18 protein-coding genes and 1 pseudogene are annotated in these 21,793 nt (G+C 61.1%); 7 read left to right on the top strand and 12 right to left on the bottom strand.

Going from position 1 to position 21,793, the window contains the following annotated elements:
* Positions 1–319 precede the first annotated feature (319 nt).
* Positions 320–1,234 carry an FRG domain-containing protein gene (locus tag B2D37_RS01375; RefSeq protein ID WP_079201041.1) on the top strand — a complete coding sequence of 305 codons (915 nt, stop codon included), beginning with the start codon at positions 320–322 and terminating at the stop codon, positions 1,232–1,234.
* A gap of 125 nt (positions 1,235–1,359) precedes the next feature.
* Positions 1,360–1,911 (top strand): hypothetical protein, encoded by a 552-nt coding sequence (locus B2D37_RS22970; protein ID WP_154067024.1) that lies wholly within the window; start codon positions 1,360–1,362, stop codon positions 1,909–1,911.
* Between the two features lie 267 nt (positions 1,912–2,178).
* Here the strand turns inward: B2D37_RS22970 and B2D37_RS01370 are convergent, their stop codons facing one another.
* Both B2D37_RS01370 and B2D37_RS01365 read right to left on the bottom strand, forming a co-directional pair.
* The gene (locus B2D37_RS01370; protein WP_079201040.1) at positions 2,179–3,108 is read right to left on the bottom strand and encodes a DMT family transporter; all 930 of its coding nucleotides are present in this window, start codon (positions 3,106–3,108) and stop codon (positions 2,179–2,181) included.
* A 98-nt stretch (positions 3,109–3,206) separates the two neighbouring features.
* On the bottom strand, positions 3,207–4,418 hold the full coding sequence (locus B2D37_RS01365; RefSeq protein ID WP_079201039.1) for an SRPBCC family protein: 1,212 nt from the start codon (positions 4,416–4,418) through the stop codon (positions 3,207–3,209).
* Between the two features lie 242 nt (positions 4,419–4,660).
* Between B2D37_RS01365 and B2D37_RS01360 the strand changes: the two genes are divergently transcribed.
* The 5 genes from B2D37_RS01360 to B2D37_RS01340 all read left to right on the top strand — a co-directional run bounded on the left by B2D37_RS01360 (position 4,661) and on the right by B2D37_RS01340 (position 10,878).
* The gene (locus tag B2D37_RS01360; protein WP_079201038.1) at positions 4,661–5,611 is read left to right on the top strand and encodes a LysR family transcriptional regulator; all 951 of its coding nucleotides are present in this window, start codon (positions 4,661–4,663) and stop codon (positions 5,609–5,611) included.
* A gap of 256 nt (positions 5,612–5,867) precedes the next feature.
* The gene (gene dapA / locus B2D37_RS01355) at positions 5,868–6,758 is read left to right on the top strand and encodes a 4-hydroxy-tetrahydrodipicolinate synthase (RefSeq protein ID WP_079201037.1); all 891 of its coding nucleotides are present in this window, start codon (positions 5,868–5,870) and stop codon (positions 6,756–6,758) included.
* A 28-nt stretch (positions 6,759–6,786) separates the two neighbouring features.
* Positions 6,787–8,115 carry an FAD-binding oxidoreductase gene (locus tag B2D37_RS01350; protein WP_079201036.1) on the top strand — a complete coding sequence of 443 codons (1,329 nt, stop codon included), beginning with the start codon at positions 6,787–6,789 and terminating at the stop codon, positions 8,113–8,115.
* A gap of 27 nt (positions 8,116–8,142) precedes the next feature.
* On the top strand, positions 8,143–9,645 hold the full coding sequence (locus tag B2D37_RS01345; RefSeq protein ID WP_079201035.1) for an aldehyde dehydrogenase: 1,503 nt from the start codon (positions 8,143–8,145) through the stop codon (positions 9,643–9,645).
* Between the two features lie 123 nt (positions 9,646–9,768).
* Positions 9,769–10,878, top strand: coding sequence for a hybrid-cluster NAD(P)-dependent oxidoreductase (locus B2D37_RS01340; protein WP_079201034.1), 1,110 nt, complete (start codon positions 9,769–9,771; stop codon positions 10,876–10,878).
* A gap of 38 nt (positions 10,879–10,916) precedes the next feature.
* On the opposite strand, the gene B2D37_RS01335 is transcribed toward B2D37_RS01340, so the two are convergent.
* The 10 genes and pseudogenes from B2D37_RS01335 to ppc form a co-directional block, all read right to left on the bottom strand.
* Entirely contained in the window at positions 10,917–11,600 is a 684-nt protein-coding gene (locus B2D37_RS01335; RefSeq protein ID WP_079201033.1) for a type 1 glutamine amidotransferase domain-containing protein, read from the bottom strand.
* 22 nt (positions 11,601–11,622) lie between these two features.
* Entirely contained in the window at positions 11,623–12,660 is a 1,038-nt protein-coding gene (locus tag B2D37_RS01330; RefSeq protein WP_079201032.1) for an NADP-dependent oxidoreductase, read from the bottom strand.
* A 26-nt stretch (positions 12,661–12,686) separates the two neighbouring features.
* Entirely contained in the window at positions 12,687–13,844 is a 1,158-nt protein-coding gene (locus tag B2D37_RS01325; RefSeq protein WP_079201031.1) for an iron-containing alcohol dehydrogenase, read from the bottom strand.
* A 121-nt stretch (positions 13,845–13,965) separates the two neighbouring features.
* A complete protein-coding gene (locus B2D37_RS01320; protein WP_079201030.1) occupies positions 13,966–14,547 on the bottom strand; it encodes a TetR/AcrR family transcriptional regulator in 582 nt (193 codons plus the stop codon).
* Positions 14,548–14,654: 107 nt separating this feature from the next.
* Positions 14,655–15,514 (bottom strand): annotated as a pseudogene (locus tag B2D37_RS01315) (DUF72 domain-containing protein).
* A gap of 12 nt (positions 15,515–15,526) precedes the next feature.
* Positions 15,527–15,868, bottom strand: coding sequence for a hypothetical protein (locus B2D37_RS01310; RefSeq protein ID WP_079201029.1), 342 nt, complete (start codon positions 15,866–15,868; stop codon positions 15,527–15,529).
* Between the two features lie 185 nt (positions 15,869–16,053).
* Positions 16,054–16,734 carry a tRNA (adenosine(37)-N6)-threonylcarbamoyltransferase complex dimerization subunit type 1 TsaB gene (gene tsaB, locus B2D37_RS01305; protein WP_079201028.1) on the bottom strand — a complete coding sequence of 227 codons (681 nt, stop codon included), beginning with the start codon at positions 16,732–16,734 and terminating at the stop codon, positions 16,054–16,056.
* Positions 16,735–16,860: 126 nt separating this feature from the next.
* On the bottom strand, positions 16,861–17,916 hold the full coding sequence (locus B2D37_RS01300) for a phosphorylcholine phosphatase (RefSeq protein WP_079201027.1): 1,056 nt from the start codon (positions 17,914–17,916) through the stop codon (positions 16,861–16,863).
* Positions 17,917–18,101: 185 nt separating this feature from the next.
* Positions 18,102–18,749, bottom strand: coding sequence for an adenylate kinase (adk, locus tag B2D37_RS01295; protein WP_079201026.1), 648 nt, complete (start codon positions 18,747–18,749; stop codon positions 18,102–18,104).
* A 246-nt stretch (positions 18,750–18,995) separates the two neighbouring features.
* Positions 18,996–21,632 (bottom strand): phosphoenolpyruvate carboxylase, encoded by a 2,637-nt coding sequence (gene ppc, locus B2D37_RS01290; RefSeq protein ID WP_079201025.1) that lies wholly within the window; start codon positions 21,630–21,632, stop codon positions 18,996–18,998.
* Positions 21,633–21,793: the final 161 nt, after the last annotated feature.

Here is a 21,793-nt window from a genome sequence, read left to right as displayed (position 1 = left end):
GAAGAAGTAAGGCCGAGAGAACGACCAACTTCGGCAAGCGACGTCTTTCGGCTTGAGCCCGTTGCGGCTTGGCCAAACCGGCGCTTTATCTAGACAGTTTCGCCACAGGTCGAATACTGTGGCGCGCGAGTCTGCATCAGCCTGACTCTGCAGTTTGGGCTTGCCGCACATGGTGCATAACGCCCCTCTGATCCCAGCAACCTGCTGGAACTCCCAGAATAGGCAAGGAGCGCCAAAGGCGACAAGGAATGTTACCCACCAAATTGGGCGTTTAAACACACCAGCTGGTGACTAACTTTAGTTAGCTATAGGAATCCAGATGATCGAAACTCATAACTTCGAAACAGTAGATGAAATGTTTGAATTCTTTTCTCCCTGGGGGAAATGTTCAAACTTGGAAGGTTTCATTTTTAGGGGTCATAGTCAGGAATCGTATCAATTGATTCCGACAGCATTAAGACCAGACAGTGTCGATTTGTTTTGGAAAACTTGCGGGCTAGGTAGACCTATTGAACCTCAGCATAATTGGCAAACATGGCAAGTTAAAGGTGAGTATTCAGTCCTAAGAGCATTTTATCGCTTAGCCGATCAAAGGGGGCTAGAAGTCCCAGTTTCTGAGCGAGTAAGGCTTAATCTGGCCCAAGAGTTTGATTTTCATGGTCTAAACAGCCCACATGAAAATAATGCATGGATTCCAAAAGACTTGTTAGAGACTGCTGCTCTAGCACAACATTATGGTATACCAACACGATTACTTGATTGGACATATGACATATTTGTCGCACTGTTTTTTGCGCTGACAGATGCAATTGAGAAAGAAGGCAGGCTAGTTATATGGGCATTAAACAAAGAATACTTATCTTTTCTAAAACCAACAGTCAATAGAGTCAACATAGATTTTATTACGCCTCATTATGCTAATAATTCTAATTTGAATGCACAGAAAGGCCTCTTTACTCATTGGCCGGTTCAATTGCCATCAATGGTCAATGAAATGCAGCTTTTACAAAACGGTCAGATGGCTCTAGTGGATCGTAGACCTCTAGATGCTCTTGTCGCAGAAAAACATAAAGCAGAGGAGAGGATTTCCTTATTCAAACGCTTTACATTGCCATGCACAGAAGCGAAAAAAGGGTGTAATTTTTTATCAAAACTGGGGTACGACGCAGCTAGAATATTTCCAGGGTACAAGGGTGTAGCTGAGCATTTGTTAAAACAGCATAGATATAACTAATAAGTTGCTGTACACGGAAAAATTACTCGCTGCGCTCCCAACTTTCCGGTGAGCAAGGCGTTATGAACATCAGGACCTAATCCCCTGCCCATATGAAAATTAAAAAAATACCCGTAGGACAGTCCATGTTGGAAAACCTAGGGGACACTGATAATGCTTATGAATATATTGAAGATCTCATACCTTGGATAGGTGAGATAGTTGTTGCATTTAACGCTTTGGAATCATCTTTAGACAGCCTTCTTTGTGAGACATTCTCTGATCGCTCAGACCAAAAGGGGCTTCTAGTCCTTCATTCAATGATGTATTCAACAAAAGTTGATCTTTATAAAAAATTCACTGATGACTTCATTAGGACATTCAACTGGGAAATCCCAATTTACAAAACCCTAATATCTTCCCTAAAAGAGTGCGGCGATCTAAGAAATAAAGTAGTGCATGCCAACTGGGAGCAAACCAATAGCGAGGGCTACACTCAGATAAAATATAAGCTTGGCACTAACGGCCTAGATCACGAACTTTGTCAGTTCTCGGTAAATTCACTAGAAATGATTTTTAAAAAAATCCATGAGGCTCGGCACGCACTAAGTGACCTTGAGGAAGAGTGTCAAGCCAGAATTACAGAGTGGAACAGTGATATTGCCAACAGAAACAATATTAGAAACAGATCAGAATGAGAGCATAACAAATGGTATATGGACTCTCCCCGCAGCGGTGAGTAACGCTTTTCCTGCCCTGTCGTCAGCGCGATTGCATGCGTATATCCGGCCTGCGCTGGGCGTTACCGCCCTGGCCACCCTGTAGTTCGCGCAACGGGGCCAAGCGTTCAATCGATCATCAGGATCAAACGTGTTATTGGCCTTGTTCCGTTGCAGGACTCGCCTGTTGCGACAGTGCTGCGTCTACCTTGCGCTACCACTCCAGGCAGTCCAACACCCTGGCGACTAGAGGTCTTCCGTCGGTTCGAGCGGTACCAGGCTCGGTTCCGGCAAGGTACCGCCCTGGCGCGACAGGATGATCGCCGCAGTCACCACCAGCAGACCGCCGCCGAGCATGCCGGCGCTTATGTGCTCGCCGATCAGCAGCACGGCGATGGTCACCGCCACTACCGGCTCCAGGGTCGACAGGGTGGACGCCGAGGAGGAGCCGATCAGCGGCGAGCCGGCAAGAAAGGCGGCGACCGGCAGGATGGTGGCGAACACGGCCAGGCCCAGGGTCGACCACCAGGCCGGCGCCCCAGATGGCGGAGTCGCGCCGAAAAACAGCGCAGCCACGGTGAAGGTCAGCACACAACCCAGCAGCACCATGGCCGCCGAAGCCAGCGGCTGCTCATGGCGAATGCTGTGGGTACCGTAGATGATCGCCGCCCCATAACTCAGGGCGGAGAACAGCGCCCAGAGCACTCCGCTCATCTCGCCGCGAAAACTCAGGCCCGTGGCCAGCAGCACGCCACCCAGCGCCAACACCAGGCTAATCAGCTTGAGCACACTGGTGCGCTCGCCGAGGTAGGCGATCGACAGGGCGGTGACGAAGGCCGGGAAGGAGAACATCAGAATCACCGCCAGGCTCACCGAGGTGCTGCGGCTGGCGGTGTAGTAGCCCAGCGCCGCCAGGCCGTAGCCGACGCCCACCAGCAGGTTCTGTCTGGCCAGGCGCCCGCGCGGCAGGCGTACCCCGCGCAGGCGCAGAAACAGCAATAGGATCGCCGCTGCGATCACGAAACGCACCAGCAGCAGGCCCACCGGGTCCGCGCCGGCGGCATAGGCGTACTGGGCGAACAGCGGCTGCAGGCCGTAGCAGAAGGCCGACAGCAGCACGAGAAAGAAGCCCTTGGCATAGCCACTGCCGAGTAGCGAGGTGGAAACAGCCTGCATAACCGCTCTCCTGTTCAGGAAATACTGCGCAAAAACCAAAAACCCCGCATGACCAGTAGTGGTCATACGGGGCGATTTTTCGACTAGCAAACGCCGCGCTAGTCGGCCAACTTGCGCGCCATGGTGGCGCAGTACCAATCATCGAACTGGCACACGCCATTCTCGGCGATCGAGGAATAGGGACCCGGCTGATAGGCCGGCGAGTTGACCCCGGCCTGGGTGCCTTCGACCAGACGACGATCCTGGTCGTTGGTGGCCAGCCAGACTCGGGTCAGGGTTTCCAGGTCGTAATCGAGGCCTTCCTGGGCATCCTTGGGCACCAGCCACCTGGTGGTCACCAGGGTTTCGTTCGGCCCCAGCGGCAGCACGCGGAAGCTCAGGGCGTGGTCACCGAGGAAGTGGTTCCAGGTCGAGGGATAGTTGAAGTACAGCAGCGCGCCGATGTTCTCCACCCCACTGCGATCCAGACGCCGCGCCACTGCCGGCTTGCCGTTCATGGTGTAGCTGGCGGCACCGGACGACAGCGGAATCCGGGTCATGCGGAACTGACCGTCTTCGTCCATCACCAGGCGGCTGGGCAGCCCGCCCGCTTCGCAGCGCTCCCAATGCTCGAGCAGCTCCGGGTCCTCGGCGCCAGCTACGCCGGCCACCGCGAGGTTCTCGACGAAGGAATTCATCAGTTCAGGGTGGGAGCCGTCACAGTGGAAGCACTCACGGTTGTTCTCGAACACCAGCTTCCAGTTGCCCTTCTCCACCAGATTGGACTCGAACGCCACCTTGCAGTCATCGAGGTTGTGCGGGGCGATAAAGGGCGACACGGCGGCACGAAACTTCGCGAAGTCCGGTGCCTGCTCGGCCACGCAGACATAGATGTAGCTGTTGACCACCTCGCAGTGGGCCAGCTTGAGGCCGTAGTCGGCGGTGTTGAAATCCGGTCCCATGTTGCCGGCGAACAGCAGCTTGCCATCCAGGTCGAAGGTCCACTTGTGATAGGGGCAGACCAGCTTGGCGACCTTGCCGCTGGCTTCGGTGCAGACCTTGGAACCGCGATGCCGACAGGCATTGTGCAGGGCACGGATCTGTCCATCGCCGCCGCGTACCACGGCCACTGGGTAATCGCCGATCTGCAGGGTCAGGTACTGGCCCGGCTTCTCCAGTTCGAAGGTATGCCCGGCGAAGATCCACTCCTTGTGCCAGATCTGCTCCAGGTCCTGACGGTAGACCTCGAGATCGCTGTACAAAGCCGTCGGCAGCGCATGACGCGGCTCACGCAGCTGGATGAGTTCTGCAACCTTGGCTTTATTGTTCACTGTGTAGGCACTCCACGGTTAATCCAGGCGATCGACCAGGCTCTTTCCCGACTTCTAATATCGGCGTCCTGTGCGTTAATAAATTTGGCTACGACAATCCAGGCTATTGCCTGGCGATGCTTTCGGATAATCTCCAGAACCAGCACCGGCTTGATCGCCTCTATAACCACTGTCGAAAGTTTAGAGTGCGCGCCCAGTTGGCAGAACCGACTTTTTATTCAGGATATTGAATACCTGTTGTTATGGTTAAACATACCGAACCCGATCAGACGCTGATCAAGATGCCCTCCCTGCGCGCGGTTAAATCCTTCGTCGCGGCCGCCAAGTACCAGAATTTCACTCGCGCCGCCGAGGCCCTGTGCGTGACCCAGGCGGCGATCAGTCGGCAGATTCGCGAGCTGGAAACCTTCCTCGGCGCCGAACTGTTCACCCGTGCCGGCCGGGCCGTGGAGCTGACCGCCGCCGGGGCGATTTTCTACGATGCCGCGCACCTGTCGTTCGTCAACATCGCCCAGGCCGCCGAGCGCATCCGCAGTAACAACGCCGGCAAGCGGGTGCTGACCCTGTGCTGCTCACCGGCATTTTCCGCACTGTGGCTGGCGCACCGGCTGCCGAGTTTCTTCAGCAGCAACCCGGATATCGACCTCAACCTGATTACCACCCAGAATTTCCTGGCCATGGAGCCTGGCGTGCGCCCGGACATCTTCATCACCAAGATGGCCAAGATTCGTTCGGGCTACCGCAGCCTGCCGCTGTTCCACGACGTCATCTACCCGGTGTGCACCCCGCGTTATCTTGAGCAGCACCCGGAGTTGCGCAGCCTCGAAGGCCTGCGCGACAGCGTACTGCTCAACCTCAGCCCCTATGGCCGTTCGCAGGTGGCCGAGCATGTCGACTGGGGCGTGTGGCTGGCCTTTCACGACATCGATATTGAGACGCGCGCCCACGACAGTCCGCACTTCTTCAACGCCAACGACTACAACATGCTGGTGCAGATGGTGCTCAACCATCAGGGCGTGGCGCTGGGCTGGAACCACCTGGTCGGCCATCTGGTCGCCCAGGGCCTGCTGGTGCGGCCGGTTGAACAGGAAGTGGTGCACAAGGAAAGCCTGCACTACCTGACCTTCAGCGAGGACAAGGAAGATGACGAGGCCTGCTGCCGGCTGCGTGACTGGCTAATGCAGCAGTTTTAATTACCTGCGGTTATTGATAACCCCAACATCAGGTTATTGATATTAACCCCCTCTTTTATGGTCGTTAAACACACGACCATCCTTCATTTAAAAACCTGCCCCGCGCAGGTTTTTTTATGCCTGTTATTTGTCGCCGACCCATAACCTTTGATTATGAATTACCGCCCTTAAATGTTGCTTATTGCAGCGGCTAAAACGGCCGTAACCTTTTTCTCGAAATCACAACACATTCAACCTCTTCCAATCAGGTGACCGCATGAACTTCGATGGTGTTTGGACCCCGGTAGTAACGCCCTTCAACCAAGACGGCGCGATAGATTTCTCAGCCTTGAGCGCGGTGATCGACAGTCTGATCGGTCACGGCGTCCACGGCCTGATCATCGGCGGTACCACCGGCGAGTATTACGCCCTGAGCAATGCCGAACGTAAGCAGTTGTTCGACGTCGTCAGCGAACAGGCCAAAGGCCGCATCACCCTGATGGCCGGGATCAACGCCACCAGCACCGAAGAAAGCCTCGACCTGGGCCACTACGCCAAGGCCGCCGGTTTCGACGCCATCCTGCTGGCCGCCCCTTACTACTGCCAGCCGACCCAGGAAGAACTGCTGGCCCACGCCCTGTGCGTGGATGACGCCCTGGACATGCCGACCATGCTCTACAACTTCCCGGCCCGCACCGGCACGCCGATGAGCTTCGAGTTCATCGATGGCCTCAAGGACCGGCCGAATTTCCAGGCGATCAAGGAGAGCACCGGCTCGGTCGAGCGCATGCACACCCTGACCCAGGACTACGCCGGCCAGCTGCAGGTCAGCTGCGGCATGGACGATCAGATTCTCGAGTTCTTCACCTGGGGCGCACGCAGCTGGGTCGGCGGCGCTTCCAACTTCCTCGCCCCCGAGCACGTGGCCATGTACCAGGCCTGCGTGGTCGAGCAGGACATGATCAAAGGTCGCGAACTGGCCCAGCGCCTGCTGCCGATGCTCAACCTGCTGGAGCAAGGCGGCAAGTTCTGCCAGTACATCAAGCAGGGCTGCGAATTTGCTGGCCTGCCCGTCGGCCAGACTCGCCGCCCATTACTGCCGCTGAATGACGCCGAAAAAGCCGCCTTCAAGCAGACCTACGAGCAGCTGATTGCCCACCGCGGTTAACCCTTCAGGCGTCTAGGAGGCATTCTCTATGCAGCTGCACTGTAATTTCCTGCCCCAGGACGATGGGCACTGCGGTTGGTACGAGACCCTGCCGCCAGCGCCGCCAAGCACGCCGCTGCGCGGCACGGTGCAGGCCGACTGGGTGGTGCTCGGCGCCGGCTACGCCGGCCTGGCTGCCGCCCGCCGCCTGGCCGAGCTGCAACCGGACGCAAGCATTGCCCTGATCGATGCCAAGCGCGTCGGTTTTGGCGCGGCCGGGCGCAATTCAGGTTTCATGGTCGACCTGCCCCATGACCTTACCTCGCACAGCTACACCAGCAGCCAGGAGGCCGATCACAAGATCATCAGCCTCAGTCGCGGCGCCATCGACTACACCCGCGAGATCGTCCAGCGCCACGGTATCGAGTGCGACTGGCGCGAGCAGGGCAAGCTGCACGGCGCGGCCAACGAACGCGGCAGCCATGCGCTGGAGGAGTTCGCCAAGGGCCTCAGCGTACTGGGCGAGCCCTATCGCCTGCTCAATGCTAAAGAGATGAAGGCGGTCACCGGTAGCGACTTCTACCAGGCCGGCCTGCATGCCCCTGGCGCCGTGCTGGTGCAACCGGCGGCGCTGTCGCGCGGACTCGGCCAGAGCTTGCCGGCCAACGTGCGGCTGTTCGAAGAAAGCCCGGTGCTGGATATCAAAGTGGGCAAACCCCACGTACTGACCACCGCTCAGGGCAGCATCAAGGCGCCACGCATGGTGCTGGCCAACAACGCCTATGCCTCGAACTTCGGCCCGCTCGGCCTCAAGGGTCGCCTGTTGCCGGTCTACACCTACGCCAGCATGACCCGTCAACTGACCCCCGAGGAGCTCGCGCGTCTCGGTGGCGAGGAAAGCTGGGGGCTGATTCCGGCCGACCCGCTCGGCTCCACCGTGCGTCGACTGGCCAATGGGCGCATCTGCGTGCGCAACTCCTTCACCTACAACCCCGAGGTGCATGCCTCGGCCAGCACCTTGCAACGGGTGCTCAAGGCCCATCGCAAGTCCTTCGAGCGGCGCTTCCCGATGCTGCCGAAGGTCGACTTCGAGTACACCTGGGGCGGCGCCCTGTGCATCTCGCGCAACAACGGCTCGGAGTTCGGCGAGATCGCCCCAGAGGTGTTCAGCGCGGTGTGCTGTAACGGCCTGGGCCTGACCCGCAGCACCATCTCCGGCAAGTTGATCGCCGACTACGCCCTGGGCGTGGACAGCGACCTGCTGAACATCATGCTGGAACAGCCAAAACCCTCACGCAATCCGCCCGAACCACTGCTGGGCCTGGGCGTGCGCTCGTCCATCGCCTGGAAAGAGTGGACCGCCGGCGTAGAACTCTGAAATTTCTAAACCTTCAGGAGAACAACAATGACTGACGCCCTCACCCGCAGCGCCATCGATCAGCAGGTCGAGCGCCTGGAATACCGTAACCAGGCCTTTATCAACGGCCGCTTCGTCGCCGCCCGCTCGGGTGCCACCTTCAGCACCCTGAATCCGGCCACCGGCCAGGTACTGTGCGAAGTCGCCGCCTGCGACGCCGAGGATGTCGACAACGCCGTAAAAGCCGCCCGTGCAGCGTTCGACGCTGGCGTCTGGTCGCGGTTGGCACCGGCCGAGCGCAAGGCGGTGATGATCCGCTTCGCCGACCTGATCGATGCCAATCGCCTGGAATTGTCGGTCTTGGAATCCCTGGAAGCCGGCAAGCCGGTCGGCGAGTGCTACGCCATCGACATCCCCGACACCGCAGCAACCATCCGCTGGCATGCCGAGGCCGGCGACAAGCTGTATGACGCCCTGTCGCCCTCCGCCCCCGGCAACATCGGCATGATCAAGCGCGAACCGGTCGGCGTGGTCGGCGCAGTGCTGCCGTGGAACTTCCCCTGCATGATGGCCGGCTGGAAGCTCGGCCCGGCGCTGATCACCGGCAACAGCGTGATCCTCAAGCCGGCCGAGCTGACCTCGCTGGCCACCCTGCGCCTGGCCGAACTGGCCTTCGAAGCCGGCATTCCAGCGGGCGTACTCAACGTGGTGCCGGGCCTCGGCCACACCGCCGGCAAGGCCATCGGCCTGCACCCGGACATCGACATGACCGCCTTCACCGGCTCCACCGAGGTCGGCCGGCTGTTTCTCGAATACTCGGCCAAGAGCAACCTCAAGCGCGTGGTGCTTGAGTGCGGCGGCAAGAACCCGCAGGTGGTCATGGCCGATGCCGGCGACCTGCAGGCGGTGGCCGGCAATGTGCTCAACGCGGCGTTCTGGAACATGGGCGAGAACTGCTCGGCGGGCTCGCGCCTGATCGTCCACCGTTCGATCAAGGACGCGCTGCTCGAGGAAATGCTCAGCCAGCTCGAGGACTGGGCCACCGGTGACCCGCTGGACCCGGACGTGCGCCTTGGCGCCCTGATCGAGCAGGCGCACATGGACAAGGTTCTCGGCCATATCGAGCAGGCCAAGGCCGAAGGCTGCAAGCTGCTCAGCGGTGGCGTACGCCTGCATGCCGAGAGCGGCGGCTATTTCGTCGCACCGACCATCTTCGACGCCACCAGCAACCGCTCTTCGGTCGCGCAGGATGAGATTTTCGGCCCGGTGCTGGCGGTGATTGCCTTCGACACCGAGGAAGAAGCCATCGCCATCGCCAACGACACCTGCTACGGCCTGGCCGCCTCGCTGTGGACCGCCAACATCAACACTGCGCACCGTATGGCCGCGGCGATCCGCGCCGGCACCGTGTCGGTCAACTGCTTCTCCGAGGGCGACATCAGCACCCCGTTCGGCGGTTACAAGCAGTCCGGCTTCGGCGGCCGCGACAAGTCGATCTACGCCCACGACCAGTACTGCGAGCTGAAGACCACCTGGATTCAGCTGTCCTAGCAGGTCGTTACACAGGGCAAGCGCAGCTCGGCCGCTGAACCGGCCGAAGCCTTCATGACCAACCGAGCCCCCTCCCCGTATTTCGACGGTGAGGGGGTTCGTCCCTATTGCCGAGAAACGCTCATGAACAGCCTCACCAGCAGTGAATACCTCAACCCGGTCAGCACCCAGACCTGGGCCAACGGCCGCCACCTGGTGCGCTGCCTCAAGGTCATCAAGGAAACGGCGGACGTCATCACCTACTGCTTCAGCATGCAGGAGCCGGTGCTGTTCTTTTTCAAGCCGGGGCAGTTCGTCACCCTGGAACTGGAGATCGACGGCGAGCAGGTGATGCGCTCCTATACCATCTCCAGCGCGTCCTCGATTCCCTACAGCTTTTCCATCACGGTCAAGCGCGTGCCGGGCGGAAGGGTCTCCAACTGGCTGCACGAGCACCTCAAGGAAGGCGAGCCGATCGCCGTGCACGGCCCGGTCGGCCAGTTCAACTGCATCGACTACCCGGCCGACAAGGTGCTGCTGCTCTCCGGCGGCGTCGGCATCACCCCGGTGATGTCCATGGCGCGCTGGCTGTTCAACACCAACAGCGAAGTCGACATGGTCTTCGCCCATAGCGCGCGCACCCCGGCCGATATCATCTACCGCGCCGAGCTGGACTACATGTCCACGCGCATCGACAACTTCAAGCTGCACCTGATCTGCGAGCGCAACGAAACCGGGCAGATCTGGGCTGGCTACCGCGGCTTTCTCAGTCGCGAGATGCTGCAGCTGATCGCCCCGGACTTCCTCGAGCGCGAGGTGTTCTGCTGCGGGCCGGCGCCCTACATGAAAGCCGTGCGCCGCCTCCTCGCCGAGGCCGGCTACGACCTGTCGCGCTATCACGAGGAGTCCTTCGGTGCGACGCCAGAGGAGGACATCGCCAGTGCCGAGGAACAGGCCGCCGTGGCCTTGGCCCAGGCCGAAGAGCCCCAGGTCAACCATTGGGTGACCTTCAGCGACTCCGGCAAATCGGTGCAGGCCGAGCTTGGCACGACCCTCTACGAGGCCGCCGCCAGCGCCGGCCTGACCATCCCCAAAGCCTGCGGTATGGGCATCTGCGGCACCTGCAAGGTGCGCGTAGTGACCGGTGAGACGGCCATGCAGCACAACGGCGGCATCTCCGAGGAGGAGATCGCCGAGGGTTATGTGCTGAGCTGTTGCACCCGGGTCAAAGGCCGTGTCGAAGTGGCGTACTAGCGGTCCGCGCGAGTTGCTGACGCGCAGCCGCTAGGGGATTAAAGCTGCTCGAGCAGCGCGAGCAGCGCCTTGGCCGCGTATTCGGACGAGGCCGGGTTCTGCCCGGTAATCAGCAAGCCATCGGTGACCACGTAGGTATGCCAGTCGTCCGCCTTGGCGTACTGGCCGCCGTTGGCTTGGAGCATATCCTCGACCAGGAACGGCACCACATCGGTCAGCTGCACCGCGGCTTCCTCGCTATTGCTGAAGCCGGTGACGCGCTTGCCGCTGACCAGTGGCTGGCCATCGGCGCCCTTGGTATGGCGGAAGATAGCCGGCGCATGGCACACCGCGCTGACCGGCTTGCCGGCAGCATAGAAGGCTTCGACCAGGGCAATGGAGTGGGCATCTTCGGCCAGGTCCCAGAGTGGACCGTGGCCGCCCGGATAGAACACCGCGTCATAGTCATCGGCGCGGATGTCCGCCAATTTCAGGGTAGTGGCCAACGCGTCCTCGGCTTCGGGATCGGCGCGAAAACGCTCGGTGGCGGCCGTTTGCGCGTCGGCTACATCGCTCACCGGGTCCAGCGGCGGCTGACCGCCCTTGGGCGAGGCCAGGGTCAGCTCGGCGCCGGCATCCTTGAACACGTAATAGGGCGCGGCGAACTCCTCCAGCCAGAAGCCAGTCTTCTTGCCGGTGTTGCCCAGCTGATCGTGGGACGTCAAAACCATCAGAATCTTCATGCTGTGCTCTCCTGTCTACGGGTTAGTTATCGGCGCCAACGCGGATCACCAGCTTGCCGAAGTTCTTGCCTTCGAGCAGACCGATAAAGGCCTGTGGCGCTTGCTCCAGACCGTCCACCAGGTCTTCGCGGTAGTTGATCTGGCCAGACGCGAGCCAAGCGCCCATGTCCTGGGCGAACTCGCCATAACGGTGCGCGTAATCGTCGAAGATGATGAAGCCTTGAATCTTCAGGCGCTTGGTCAGCACCGTGCGCATCAGCAACGCCATGCGGTCGGGCCCATCCGGCAGTGCCGTGGCGTTGTAGTGGGCGATCAGGCCGCACACCGGTATGCGTGCCGAGGTATTGAGCAGCGGCAGCACCGCATCGAAGACCTTGCCGCCGACGTTTTCATAATAGATATCGATGCCCTGCGGGCAGGCCTTGGCCAGTTGCTCGGCAAAGTCCGGCGCACGGTGGTCGATGCAGGCATCGAAGCCCTGTACCTCAACCGCATGCTGACACTTCTCCGGGCCGCCGGCCACGCCGACCACGTAACAGCCCTTGAGCTTGCCGATCTGCCCGACTGTGGCGCCGACCGGCCCGGTGGCCGCCGCGACCACCAGGGTCTCGCCCGCCTTGGGCTGACCGATGTCCAGCAGACCCATGTAGGCGGTGAAGCCCGGCATACCGAGAATGCCTAGGGCATAGGCTGGATTTTCCGGCGTGGCGCCGAGGTGAGTCAGGCCAGTACCGTCGGAGAGCGCGTAGTCCTGCCAGCCGGCGTAGGCCTGGACCCAGTCACCGACCTGATAGTCCGGGTGCTTGGACGCCACCACCCGACTCACGGTCGCGCCCACCATCACCCCGCCTTCCTCGACCGGCGCCGCATAGGAGGGTGCGTCGCTCATGCGACCGCGCATATAGGGGTCCAGCGACAGGTAGACGGTGCGCAGCAGCACTTCGCCGTCAGCCGGCGCGGGCATAGCCGCTTGCTCCATCCGGAAGTTGTCTGCCGTGGGGGCGCCATACGGGCGCGAGGCCAGCACGACTTGGCGGTTGATTGCTTGGGTCTGGGTCATTGTTCTACTCCGTCGAATGCAATGAATTAAAGGCAGGCTTGCAGCACCTGGCGGCTGATGGCCGGGGTGACATCGCGGTGCTCGCCCAGGCGGGTCATGCCATGTGCCTCGAGTTGAGCGATCAAGGGTTCGATCACTTCCTGCCCCAGTTGGTAATCGCCCAAGCGGGTTTTCACCCCGAGGGACTCGAAGAAATCCCGGGTACGCACGATGGCCGCGTCGATGCGCTGCGCTTCGCTGCCGCTACTCAAGCCCCAAACCCGTTCGGCGTATTGCAACAGTTTGGCGTGCTTGGCTGCGCGGCGTTGCTGCAACATGACCGGCAGTACCACGGCCAGGGTCTGCGCATGATCGAGACCATACAACGCGGTGATTTCATGACCGATCATGTGCGTGGCCCAGTCTTGCGGCACGCCCGCGCCGATCAGACCATTGAGCGCCAGGGTCGCCACCCACATCAGGTTAGCGCGTACCTGGTAATCCTGCGGCTGACTCAACGCCTTGGGGCCGAGTTCGATCAGCGTCAGCAGCAGGCCTTCGGCGAAGCGATCCTGCACCGGGGCATCGGCCGGGTAAGTCAGGTACTGCTCGACCACATGTACAAACGCATCGACCACACCATTGGCCACCTGGCGTTCCGGCAGGGTAAAAGTTTTGCTCGGGTCGAGAATCGAGAACACCGGAAACAGCAACTTGTTCCGGAACGGCAGTTTGGCCTGCAGCGACTTGCGGGTGACCACGCCGCCGTTATTCATCTCCGAGCCGGTTGCCGGCAGGGTTAGCACCGCGCCGAAGGGCAATGCCTGAGTGACCTTGCCGCCGTGACTCTGGAGGATCTCCCACGGCTCGCCGGCATAGTTGGCAGCAGCCGCGACAAACTTGGTGCCATCGATCACCGAACCGCCGCCCACCGCCAGCAGGAAGTCCACAGCCTCACGGCGCACCAGCGCCACCGCTTCCATCAGGGTTTCGTAACCGGGGTTGGGCTCGATACCGCCAAACAGCAGTACCTCGCGATCCGCCAGCGCAGCCTGCACTTCGCCCAGGGTCCCGGTACGCTGGGCGCTGTGGCCGCCAAACAACACCAGCACCCGCGCATTGGCCGGGATCAGGCGATCCAGTTCGGCGATGCGGCCTTCGCCGAAGCTGATGTGGGTGGGGTTGTAGAAATCGAAGTTGAGCATAAGTAGTGAGATCCTTGATGGGCCGAATACGTTCGATACTTACGTTAAATAATTAGACCAGTCGACTAGAGGCGACACCAAAGATACCCGCCATGCTGGCGGGTACGGGTGCGGCGAATGGTTAATCGAGCAGCTTGTGCGTCATGCTCATCGCCTGCTCCATTGGCAGGCTGTTGCGGTGCAGCTTGGCCAGCAGACTGGCGCCCAGCCACAACTGGTACAGCAGGGTGGCGGTCTGCCGGGGCTCGCTATCTATCAGTGAGCCATCCTGTTTGCCGGCCTCGATGCAGCCGGCGAGGCTGGCGATGATCCGGTCCGTACCATCGCGCAAGGTGATGCGCATACTTTCGGAGAGGTCGGCGACCTCGGCGCTCAGCTTGACCACCAGGCACTGCTGTTGACTGCAAGGGCCTGAATAGCTGTCCAACCACTGCTGCCAGTAACCCATCAACCGCTCGCGGGCCGACTGCCCGCTGGGTGAGAAGCGCTGCTCCACTTGTTCCAGGTACTTCTTGAAATAGTCCTCGAGCAAGGCCTGACCGAACAGCTCCTTAGATTTGAAGTAGTGATAGAACGAGCCCTTAGGCACGCCGGCGGTCTGCAAGATCTCATTCAGGCCCACACCGCTGAAGCCCTTGGCGGCCATGATGCGGTGACCGGTGTCGAGCAGGTGTTGGCGAGTATCGTCGTAAGCGCTTTTCATGGTGGCAACCCTACACTTTAAATAGACCAGTCGTCTAGCGATCTAGCTAGGCAAGGCCTCGATTCAGGATCCATGCGGGTTTACCGCCTTTCATGCAGGGCTGCCAATCAGAGCAGGCCCAGTTGCTCCAGCACGGGCTCGACCACGGGCTCGGGCAATGCCGGCAAATCGGGTAGCCGCTGCCGCAATTGGTTGTGAAAGCGTCGCGCCAACTGCGGCGCCAGACGGTTATCGAAGGTGTGCAGGAACACGTGAGGCGTGCGCCCCTCCTCGATCCAGCCGGCAACCTTGTCCAGCCAGGGCGCCATGAAGCGGTCGTTGGCAACGAGTTCGGGGTGGCCGATAAAGCGCAGCTGCGGCGCCTGACTGAACGCCGTTGGCCGGATCGGCAGGCGCGGCTTCTTCGCCTGGGCATGCAGCAGCGCCGGCTCCTGCGAGACACAACTGAACAAGGCCGCGCATCCAGGCAGATCCGCTCGATGCCCCGCTCCAGCAGCAGGCGATTGAGCGCCCGTTCCTCTTCACCCTTGGCGAAGAAGGCTGGATTACGCACCTCGACGGCCAGTCCACTGCCGGACCAGTGTTCGATAAAGGCGCTCAATTCAGCGAGACGCGACGGGCCGAAGCTGGCGGGCAACTGCAACCAGATTGGCGCCACCCGCGCGCCCAAGGGCGCCAGCAGGCGGCGAAAGTCGTCACTGGCGGCGAGTTGCTCGCGCAAATCCCCGGCATGGCTGATATCGCGCGGCAGCTTGGCGCAAAAATGAAAGTGCGCGGGCATCAGTGCAGCCCAACGGGCAACCGTAGCGGCCGAGGGTCGCGCATAGAAAGTGGTGTTGCCCTCGACCGCATTGAAGACTTCGGCGTAGCGCGGCAAAAAGTCCGCCGGGCGGGCACTATCCGGATACAGCGAACCACGCCAAGCCGGCTCGCTCCAGGATGGGCAGCCAAGAAAGTAGGGGCGCATCAGAGTTCGTTATCAGGCGTAGAGATCAAGGCCCAGTATTTCCTGGGCGCCAGGCTCGCTGGCGTAGGTAGCGGTGGCGCTGTAACTGGCAATCGCCTGGGCCGCGCGATTGCTGACGCCTGGCTGGTAGGCAAGGTTCTGCGCCCGTACCGGCAGGTTGTCGGTGCTGGCGTTGGCAGCCTGTACCCGACGGGTTTGCGCTGTTTGCTCGAAACCCTGACTGCTCGCCGGGGCTGCCGGTTGCTCACGACGCTGCTCTATCTCGCGCTGGGCTTCGCGAAACGGCGTAACCGCCGTGCCCGAACGAGGCCCGCGATCTGGCGAGTAGGAAGGTATGGAGCCGTCGATGCGCATCTATTACTGCTCGGCAGTGGTCAGTCAAATGGGTGGAAGTACCTGCAATTTAGCCCCGCCCAGGCGGATTGGCAATTGATCGTGGAACGGAGCGACGCAGAGTATCTAGGCAAAACAGCGAGCTGGTCCCGACAAACGGCGCGCCTTGGCGATTAACCGCGCACCACGAGTTGAGATAGAGCCCTTTACTGCGGCGCTTTCGGCGTGGCGACCTTGTCGCGCAGGTACACCGGCAGGGCCTCATCGGCTACCACTGCCTCCCCCCGCGCCCAGGCAAAGCGCGCCAGGCTGAGCAGGTCTTCGGCATGCGGCAGCAGCGCACCATCCTGTGCATACGGGGTCAGCGGGATGCGCGCGGCGAACGTGCCCCAGCCGGTGCCGGCGCCGAACCAGTCACCCGTGGCGTCTTGCGGCAAAACGGCCCGTTCGGGCGGCAACACCACTTCGCCTCCGGCAAGGCGCATTTCCCCGTTGTCGCTGCGATAGCAGCCCCAGTAGATCTCATCCATACGCGCGTCGATGGCCGCAGCCACCTGTGTGGCGCCGTGCTCGCGCTGCGCGCGCTGGGCCAGGACCGCCAAGTTGGACACCGGCACCACCGGACGATCCAGGGCAAAGGCCAGGCCTTGCACCACGCCGACGGCGATACGCACGCCGGTAAAGGCCCCCGGACCACGGCCGAAGGCAATTGCATCCAGCGCCGACAGTGGCACACCGGCCTGGGCCAGCAGATCCTGGATCATCGGCAACAAGCGCTGGGCATGCTGGCGCGGAATCACCTCGTAATGGCTGATTACCTTGCCGTCATGCAACAAGGCGACGGAGCAGGCTTCGGTAGCGGTATCCAGGGCCAGCAGAGTGGTCATTGGGATTCGGACAGGTTAGCGAGTGGGCGGGCATTAAAACGGTTTAGCGGCATTTTTGCCAGCTGTCCGGGCCACCATTGCGGCGCCCGGACAACGAAACCAGTCCGCAGGCCAGCCCGACAGGCCTTAGTGCAGTTGCTCGGGCGTGACCACGATCCAGTTTTTGTCGGCATTCACCGGCAAGCCCAGTTCGCCTTGGCGCTTGGCCGCAGAGGCCTGCCAATCCTTGACCTGCTGGGTGTACTTGGCCTTGCGATCGACCCAGACCCGCAGCCCACCCTTAGTGGTGTCGGTCGCGTTGAACAGCATGTAGCCATCGGACAGCGGCGTGTCGCCCGCTACCAGCACCGGCATCTTCCACTGGTCGATCCAGCCGAAAATGGTACCGAGCTTGCCCTCGTACCAGGTCATCGGGTTCATCAGGAACGGCGTCACTTCCAGGTCGAGGTTGTTCGCCGGATCATAACTACCCTTCTGCACCTGCAGGCGCGAGGTGGTCAGCGCGCCGCTTTTGCGGTCCTTGAGCAGCATGTTGACGCCGATGACGTTGGCCGGCTTGACGTTGTAGCCGTACTTGGGATCGCTGGCGATCATCCGCACCAGCTCTTCGCTGGCGGCGCTGATCACATAGACCTCGATGCCGTTTTCCTGCAGGCGGTTGTACAACTCCTGCATGCCGGCGAAGGGCTTGGGCGGATTGACGCTGCCTTCGACCACCGTGTCGCCATCGTAGTACTTGAGGGGGATCGGTTTGCCATAGGCCATGACCTCATCGACATAGCCCTTCAGCTCACGCAAGGTGAAACCGGAGAATATCTGCGCCACCCAGGGATAGCAGATCAGGTTGTCGACTTCGCACAGGCGGTAGTAGTAGCTATTGAGGCTTTCCTTGAACGCTGGCGTGTCCTTGAACGGAATCAGCTTGAGCGAGGGGTCCATGTTTTCGCGCGTCAGTAACCCCTTCATTTCCAGGTAGGGCAGCAGCGACTCCTCGATGTCGAATTGGTAGGTGGTGTTGTCCATATCGAATACCGCATAGGCGCCTTTATTGGCGTTGGCGGCGATCATGCTGTCGAGTTGGGCGGCGGCTTCGCTGGGCCAGTGATGCAGTTCGGTAGCGGCGGCGCCCAGGGACGCAACGCTCATGGTCAGACCGATCATCCACGCCTGCATAGCTCTCATGTGTTCTCCTACTTCCGTCTAATGAAGAAATAAGCCTATCTGGTATAGACCAGACACTCGAGACTAGCTTGCCTGAGCAAGGCTACTGTTCTGAGAACGACGCGGATTTAACCGAACCCTAGCTCGCCTGTTGCAGAAACGACAACGGCCCGCAAGCGGGCCGTTGAACAACTGCGGATCGAGACTTAACTCAGGGCAGCGAGCACCTTGGCAGTAATCTCGTCCACGCTACCAACGCCGGCGATGGCGCTGTATTTCGGCGTGCCATTGACTGTGGCGAGCTTCTGGTAGAAATCCACCAACGGCTTGGTCTGCGAGTGGTAGACCGACAGGCGGTGACGCACGGTCGCTTCCTTGTCGTCTTCGCGCTGGATCAGTTCTTCGCCGCTTTCATCGTCTTTACCGGCGATTTTTGGCGGGTTGTGTTCGGTGTGGTAGACGCGGCCGGAGCCCGGGTGCACGCGACGGCCGGCAATACGACCAACGATTTCCTCGTCGTCGACAGCGATTTCCACGACATAGTCGATGTTCACCCCGGCGTCATTCAGGGCTTCGGCCTGGGGAATGGTGCGCGGGAAGCCATCGAAGAGGAAGCCATTGGCGCAATCGGGCTGAGTGATGCGTTCCTTGACCAGATTGATGATCAGGTCATCGGAAACCAGACCGCCACTGTCCATGATGCTTTTGGCTTTCAGGCCAAGTTCGGTACCGGCCTTGACTGCAGCACGCAGCATGTCGCCGGTGGCGATTTGTGGAATACCAAACTTCTTGGTGATAAAACCGGCCTGGGTACCTTTGCCGGCACCGGGCGCCCCTAGCAGAATCACGCGCATCGATGTGCTCCTCAAGATTTAAGAAAAAAGCGTCGGACTCGCCTCATGGGGCCAATCTCAGAATGGTTCCGGCAACACTCGGCAAGCTGCCAAGTGGCCAAAAGGTTGACCAAGATACACAGCGCCCCCCCACCGCACAAGTCACCGAAAGTCGGATACACCTGGGCCTTTCAGACGCAATCACGCAGCGATCGGGCGCCTCGGGAGCACGTCCAGGGCACCCGGGCAGCGCCCGATCCGCCGCGTCTACCCGGTGTTGCGCAAACCGGCGGCAATACCCGCGACGCTGACCAGCAAAGCCTGCTCCAGAGGGCTGTCGGCCTTGCTATCACGCAGTCTGGAGCGTGCCAGCAGCTCGGCCTGGAGCAGGTGCAAGGGGTCTAGGTAGGTGTTGCGCACGCTGATGAACTCCAGGGTCTCGGGACTGTGCGCCAACAGCTGCGACTGACCGGTCAAACCCAAAACAGCTGTAATAGCCTGCGACAATAGGTCGCGTAGATGTTCGCCCAAGGGTCGCAAGGATGGCTCGACCAGGCGCTCATCGTAGAGCCGGGCAATCGCGCCATCGGCCTTGGCCAGGACCATTTCCAGCATGTCGATGCGGGTGCGAAAGAACGGCCAATGCTCGCGCATCTGCTCCAACAACTCACCTTCGCCGCGTTGCACCGCGCTGTTCAGGGCATATTCCCAGCCAAGCCAGGCCGGTAACATCAGACGGGTCTGGGTCCAGGCGAAAATCCAGGGAATCGCCCGCAAGCTCTCTATCCCACCCTCACGCCGCTTGGCCGGGCGGCTGCCCAAGGGCAGGCGACCGAGTTCCTGCTCCGGCGTGGCCTGGCGAAAGTATTCGACGAACTGCGGATGCTCGCGCACCACACCGCGATAGGCCGTGACGCCATCGGCGGCCAGTTTGTCCATCACTTCGCACCAGGCCGGCTCGGGTGTCGGCGGTGGTAACAAGGTGGCTTCCAGCACCGCGGCCAGGTAGAGGTTGAGGTTCTGCTCGGCGATATCCGGCAGGCCGAACTTGAAGCGGATCATTTCGCCCTGTTCGGTGGTGCGAAAACGCCCCGCCACCGAGCCCGGCGGCTGCGAGAGGATCGCCGCATGAGCCGGACCGCCACCGCGGCCGACGGTGCCGCCACGGCCGTGGAACAGCAGCAATTCGACCTGCTGCGCAGCACAGACCTGCACCAGTTTTTCCTGGGCACGGTACTGCGCCCAGGCCGCCGCTGTGGTGCCGGCATCCTTGGCCGAATCGGAATAACCGATCATCACTTCCTGCGGACCATGCAGGCGCGCGCGGTAGCCCTTGAGGCTAAGCAGACGGTCGATCGCCGGGCCGGCGTTGTCCAGATCGGCGAGGGTTTCGAACAGCGGCACCACACGGATCGGGCGCAACAGCCCCGACTCCTTCAACAGCAGTTGCACGGCCAGCACATCGGAAGGCGCACCGGCCATGGAAATTACATAGGAACCCAGCGAGGCCGCCGGCGCGGCTGCCACCTCACGGCAGGTGGCGAGTACCTCTGCGGTGTCGGCACTGGGTTTGAAGTGGCTCGGCAACAGCGGTCGGCGGTTGTCCAGCTCAGTCGTGAGAAACTGCTGCCGCGTCTCCTCATCCCACTCGGCGTAACGCCCCAGGCCCAGGTAATCGGTGATTTCATCGAGGGCCGCGGCGTGACGACTGGAGTCCTGACGCACGTCCAGACGCACCAGGAACAAGCCGAAAGTGGCGGCGCGGCGCAGGCAATCGAGCAGGAGGCCATTGGCGATCACGCCCATGCCGCAGGCGTGCAGCGACTGGAAGCAGCACTCCAGCGGCTCGAGCAATTCACGGTTGTCCTGCAACACCGCCACTGGCGCTGCGACCTGCCCGTGCAGTGAATCATGAGCCCAGCTACGGGTGGCGCGCAGGCGTTCACGCAGTTGTTTGAGCAGGCTGCGATAAGGCTCGGCGCTATCACCGGTCCGGGCCAGCAGTTCGGGACTGGCTTGCTGCATGGACAGCCCGGCGGCCAGTTTATCGATATCACGCAGGTACAGGTCGGCCGCCATCCAGCGCGCCAGCAGCAACACCTCGCGAGTCACCGCGGCAGTGACGTTGGGGTTGCCGTCGCGGTCGCCGCCCATCCAGGAAGCGAAACGAATCGGCGCAGCGTCCAGCGCCAGGTGCATACCGGTGGCCTCATGCAAGGCCTGGTCAGCCTTGCGCAGAAAATTCGGCACCGCCTGCCACAGCGAATGCTCGATCACGGCGAAGCCCCACTTGGCCTCGTCCACCGGACTGGGTCGGCTGCGGCGAATTTCTTCGGTATGCCAGGCCTCAGCGATCAGGCGCTGCAAGTGCTCGGCGACCTGCTCGCGCTCGGCGGTCGACAGATCGCTGTGATCCCCTGCCGCCAGCTGCGCGGCGATCGCATCGTATTTCTGGATCAGGGTACGCCGCGCCACTTCGGTCGGGTGGGCGGTCAGCACCAACTCGATGTCCAGGCGGCCGAACTGGCGCGCCAAGGCATCGGCGCCGTGGCCGCTGGCCAGCAGGCGCTGCAGCAATTCAGCCAGTACCCGCGACTCGAAGGGCTCCGCCTCGTCAGGGCCACGACGACGGATGCGGTGGTATTGCTCGGCGATATTGGCCAGGTTGAGAAACTGGTTGAACGCCCGCGCCACCGGCAACAGTTCGTCGTCGGCGAGCTGTTCGAGGCCAGCGCTGAGCTGCTCGGCACCAGCCGCCGAACCACGCCGCGCCGCTTTGGCGCCCTTACGAATGCGCTCGATCTTGTCGAGAAAAACCGTCCCCCGCTGGGCGCTGATAGTGTTACCCAGCAGCTCGCCAAGCTGATGAACGTCCTCGCGCAAACGCGCGTCGATTTCTGCCATGACTGACTCTCCGCTCAAGCGTGAACCCCAAGAGTGCCCAGCACGGCAACATCTTACAAGCGTGCGACGCCGAACCGACAAGAGCGCGAGTCCGGTCTAGGCTCTAATCAGGCCCGTCGCAAAAGGACGTGACCGAACACAAATTGCACAACCACCTGCCA

It is taken from the genome of Pseudomonas sp. CC6-YY-74 (genome assembly GCF_002025205.1).
Classification (GTDB): domain Bacteria; phylum Pseudomonadota; class Gammaproteobacteria; order Pseudomonadales; family Pseudomonadaceae; genus Aquipseudomonas; species Aquipseudomonas paeninsulae.
This window is presented reverse-complemented; position numbering and strand designations above follow the sequence as displayed.

Excerpts from the sequence above, each read along its gene's own strand:
- B2D37_RS01375 (WP_079201041.1), top strand. The coding sequence starts at position 320 with ATGATCGAAACTCATAACTTCGAAACAGTAGATGAAATGTTTGAATTC.
- B2D37_RS22970 (WP_154067024.1), top strand. The coding sequence starts at position 1,360 with ATGTTGGAAAACCTAGGGGACACTGATAATGCTTATGAATATATTGAA.
- B2D37_RS01370 (WP_079201040.1), bottom strand. The coding sequence starts at position 3,108 with ATGCAGGCTGTTTCCACCTCGCTACTCGGCAGTGGCTATGCCAAGGGC.
- B2D37_RS01360 (WP_079201038.1), top strand. The coding sequence starts at position 4,661 with ATGGTTAAACATACCGAACCCGATCAGACGCTGATCAAGATGCCCTCC.
- dapA (WP_079201037.1), top strand. The coding sequence starts at position 5,868 with ATGAACTTCGATGGTGTTTGGACCCCGGTAGTAACGCCCTTCAACCAA.
- B2D37_RS01350 (WP_079201036.1), top strand. The coding sequence starts at position 6,787 with ATGCAGCTGCACTGTAATTTCCTGCCCCAGGACGATGGGCACTGCGGT.
- B2D37_RS01345 (WP_079201035.1), top strand. The coding sequence starts at position 8,143 with ATGACTGACGCCCTCACCCGCAGCGCCATCGATCAGCAGGTCGAGCGC.
- B2D37_RS01340 (WP_079201034.1), top strand. The coding sequence starts at position 9,769 with ATGAACAGCCTCACCAGCAGTGAATACCTCAACCCGGTCAGCACCCAG.
- B2D37_RS01335 (WP_079201033.1), bottom strand. The coding sequence starts at position 11,600 with ATGAAGATTCTGATGGTTTTGACGTCCCACGATCAGCTGGGCAACACC.
- B2D37_RS01330 (WP_079201032.1), bottom strand. The coding sequence starts at position 12,660 with ATGACCCAGACCCAAGCAATCAACCGCCAAGTCGTGCTGGCCTCGCGC.
- B2D37_RS01325 (WP_079201031.1), bottom strand. The coding sequence starts at position 13,844 with ATGCTCAACTTCGATTTCTACAACCCCACCCACATCAGCTTCGGCGAA.
- B2D37_RS01320 (WP_079201030.1), bottom strand. The coding sequence starts at position 14,547 with ATGAAAAGCGCTTACGACGATACTCGCCAACACCTGCTCGACACCGGT.
- B2D37_RS01310 (WP_079201029.1), bottom strand. The coding sequence starts at position 15,868 with ATGCGCATCGACGGCTCCATACCTTCCTACTCGCCAGATCGCGGGCCT.
- tsaB (WP_079201028.1), bottom strand. The coding sequence starts at position 16,734 with ATGACCACTCTGCTGGCCCTGGATACCGCTACCGAAGCCTGCTCCGTC.
- B2D37_RS01300 (WP_079201027.1), bottom strand. The coding sequence starts at position 17,916 with ATGAGAGCTATGCAGGCGTGGATGATCGGTCTGACCATGAGCGTTGCG.
- adk (WP_079201026.1), bottom strand. The coding sequence starts at position 18,749 with ATGCGCGTGATTCTGCTAGGGGCGCCCGGTGCCGGCAAAGGTACCCAG.
- ppc (WP_079201025.1), bottom strand. The coding sequence starts at position 21,632 with ATGGCAGAAATCGACGCGCGTTTGCGCGAGGACGTTCATCAGCTTGGC.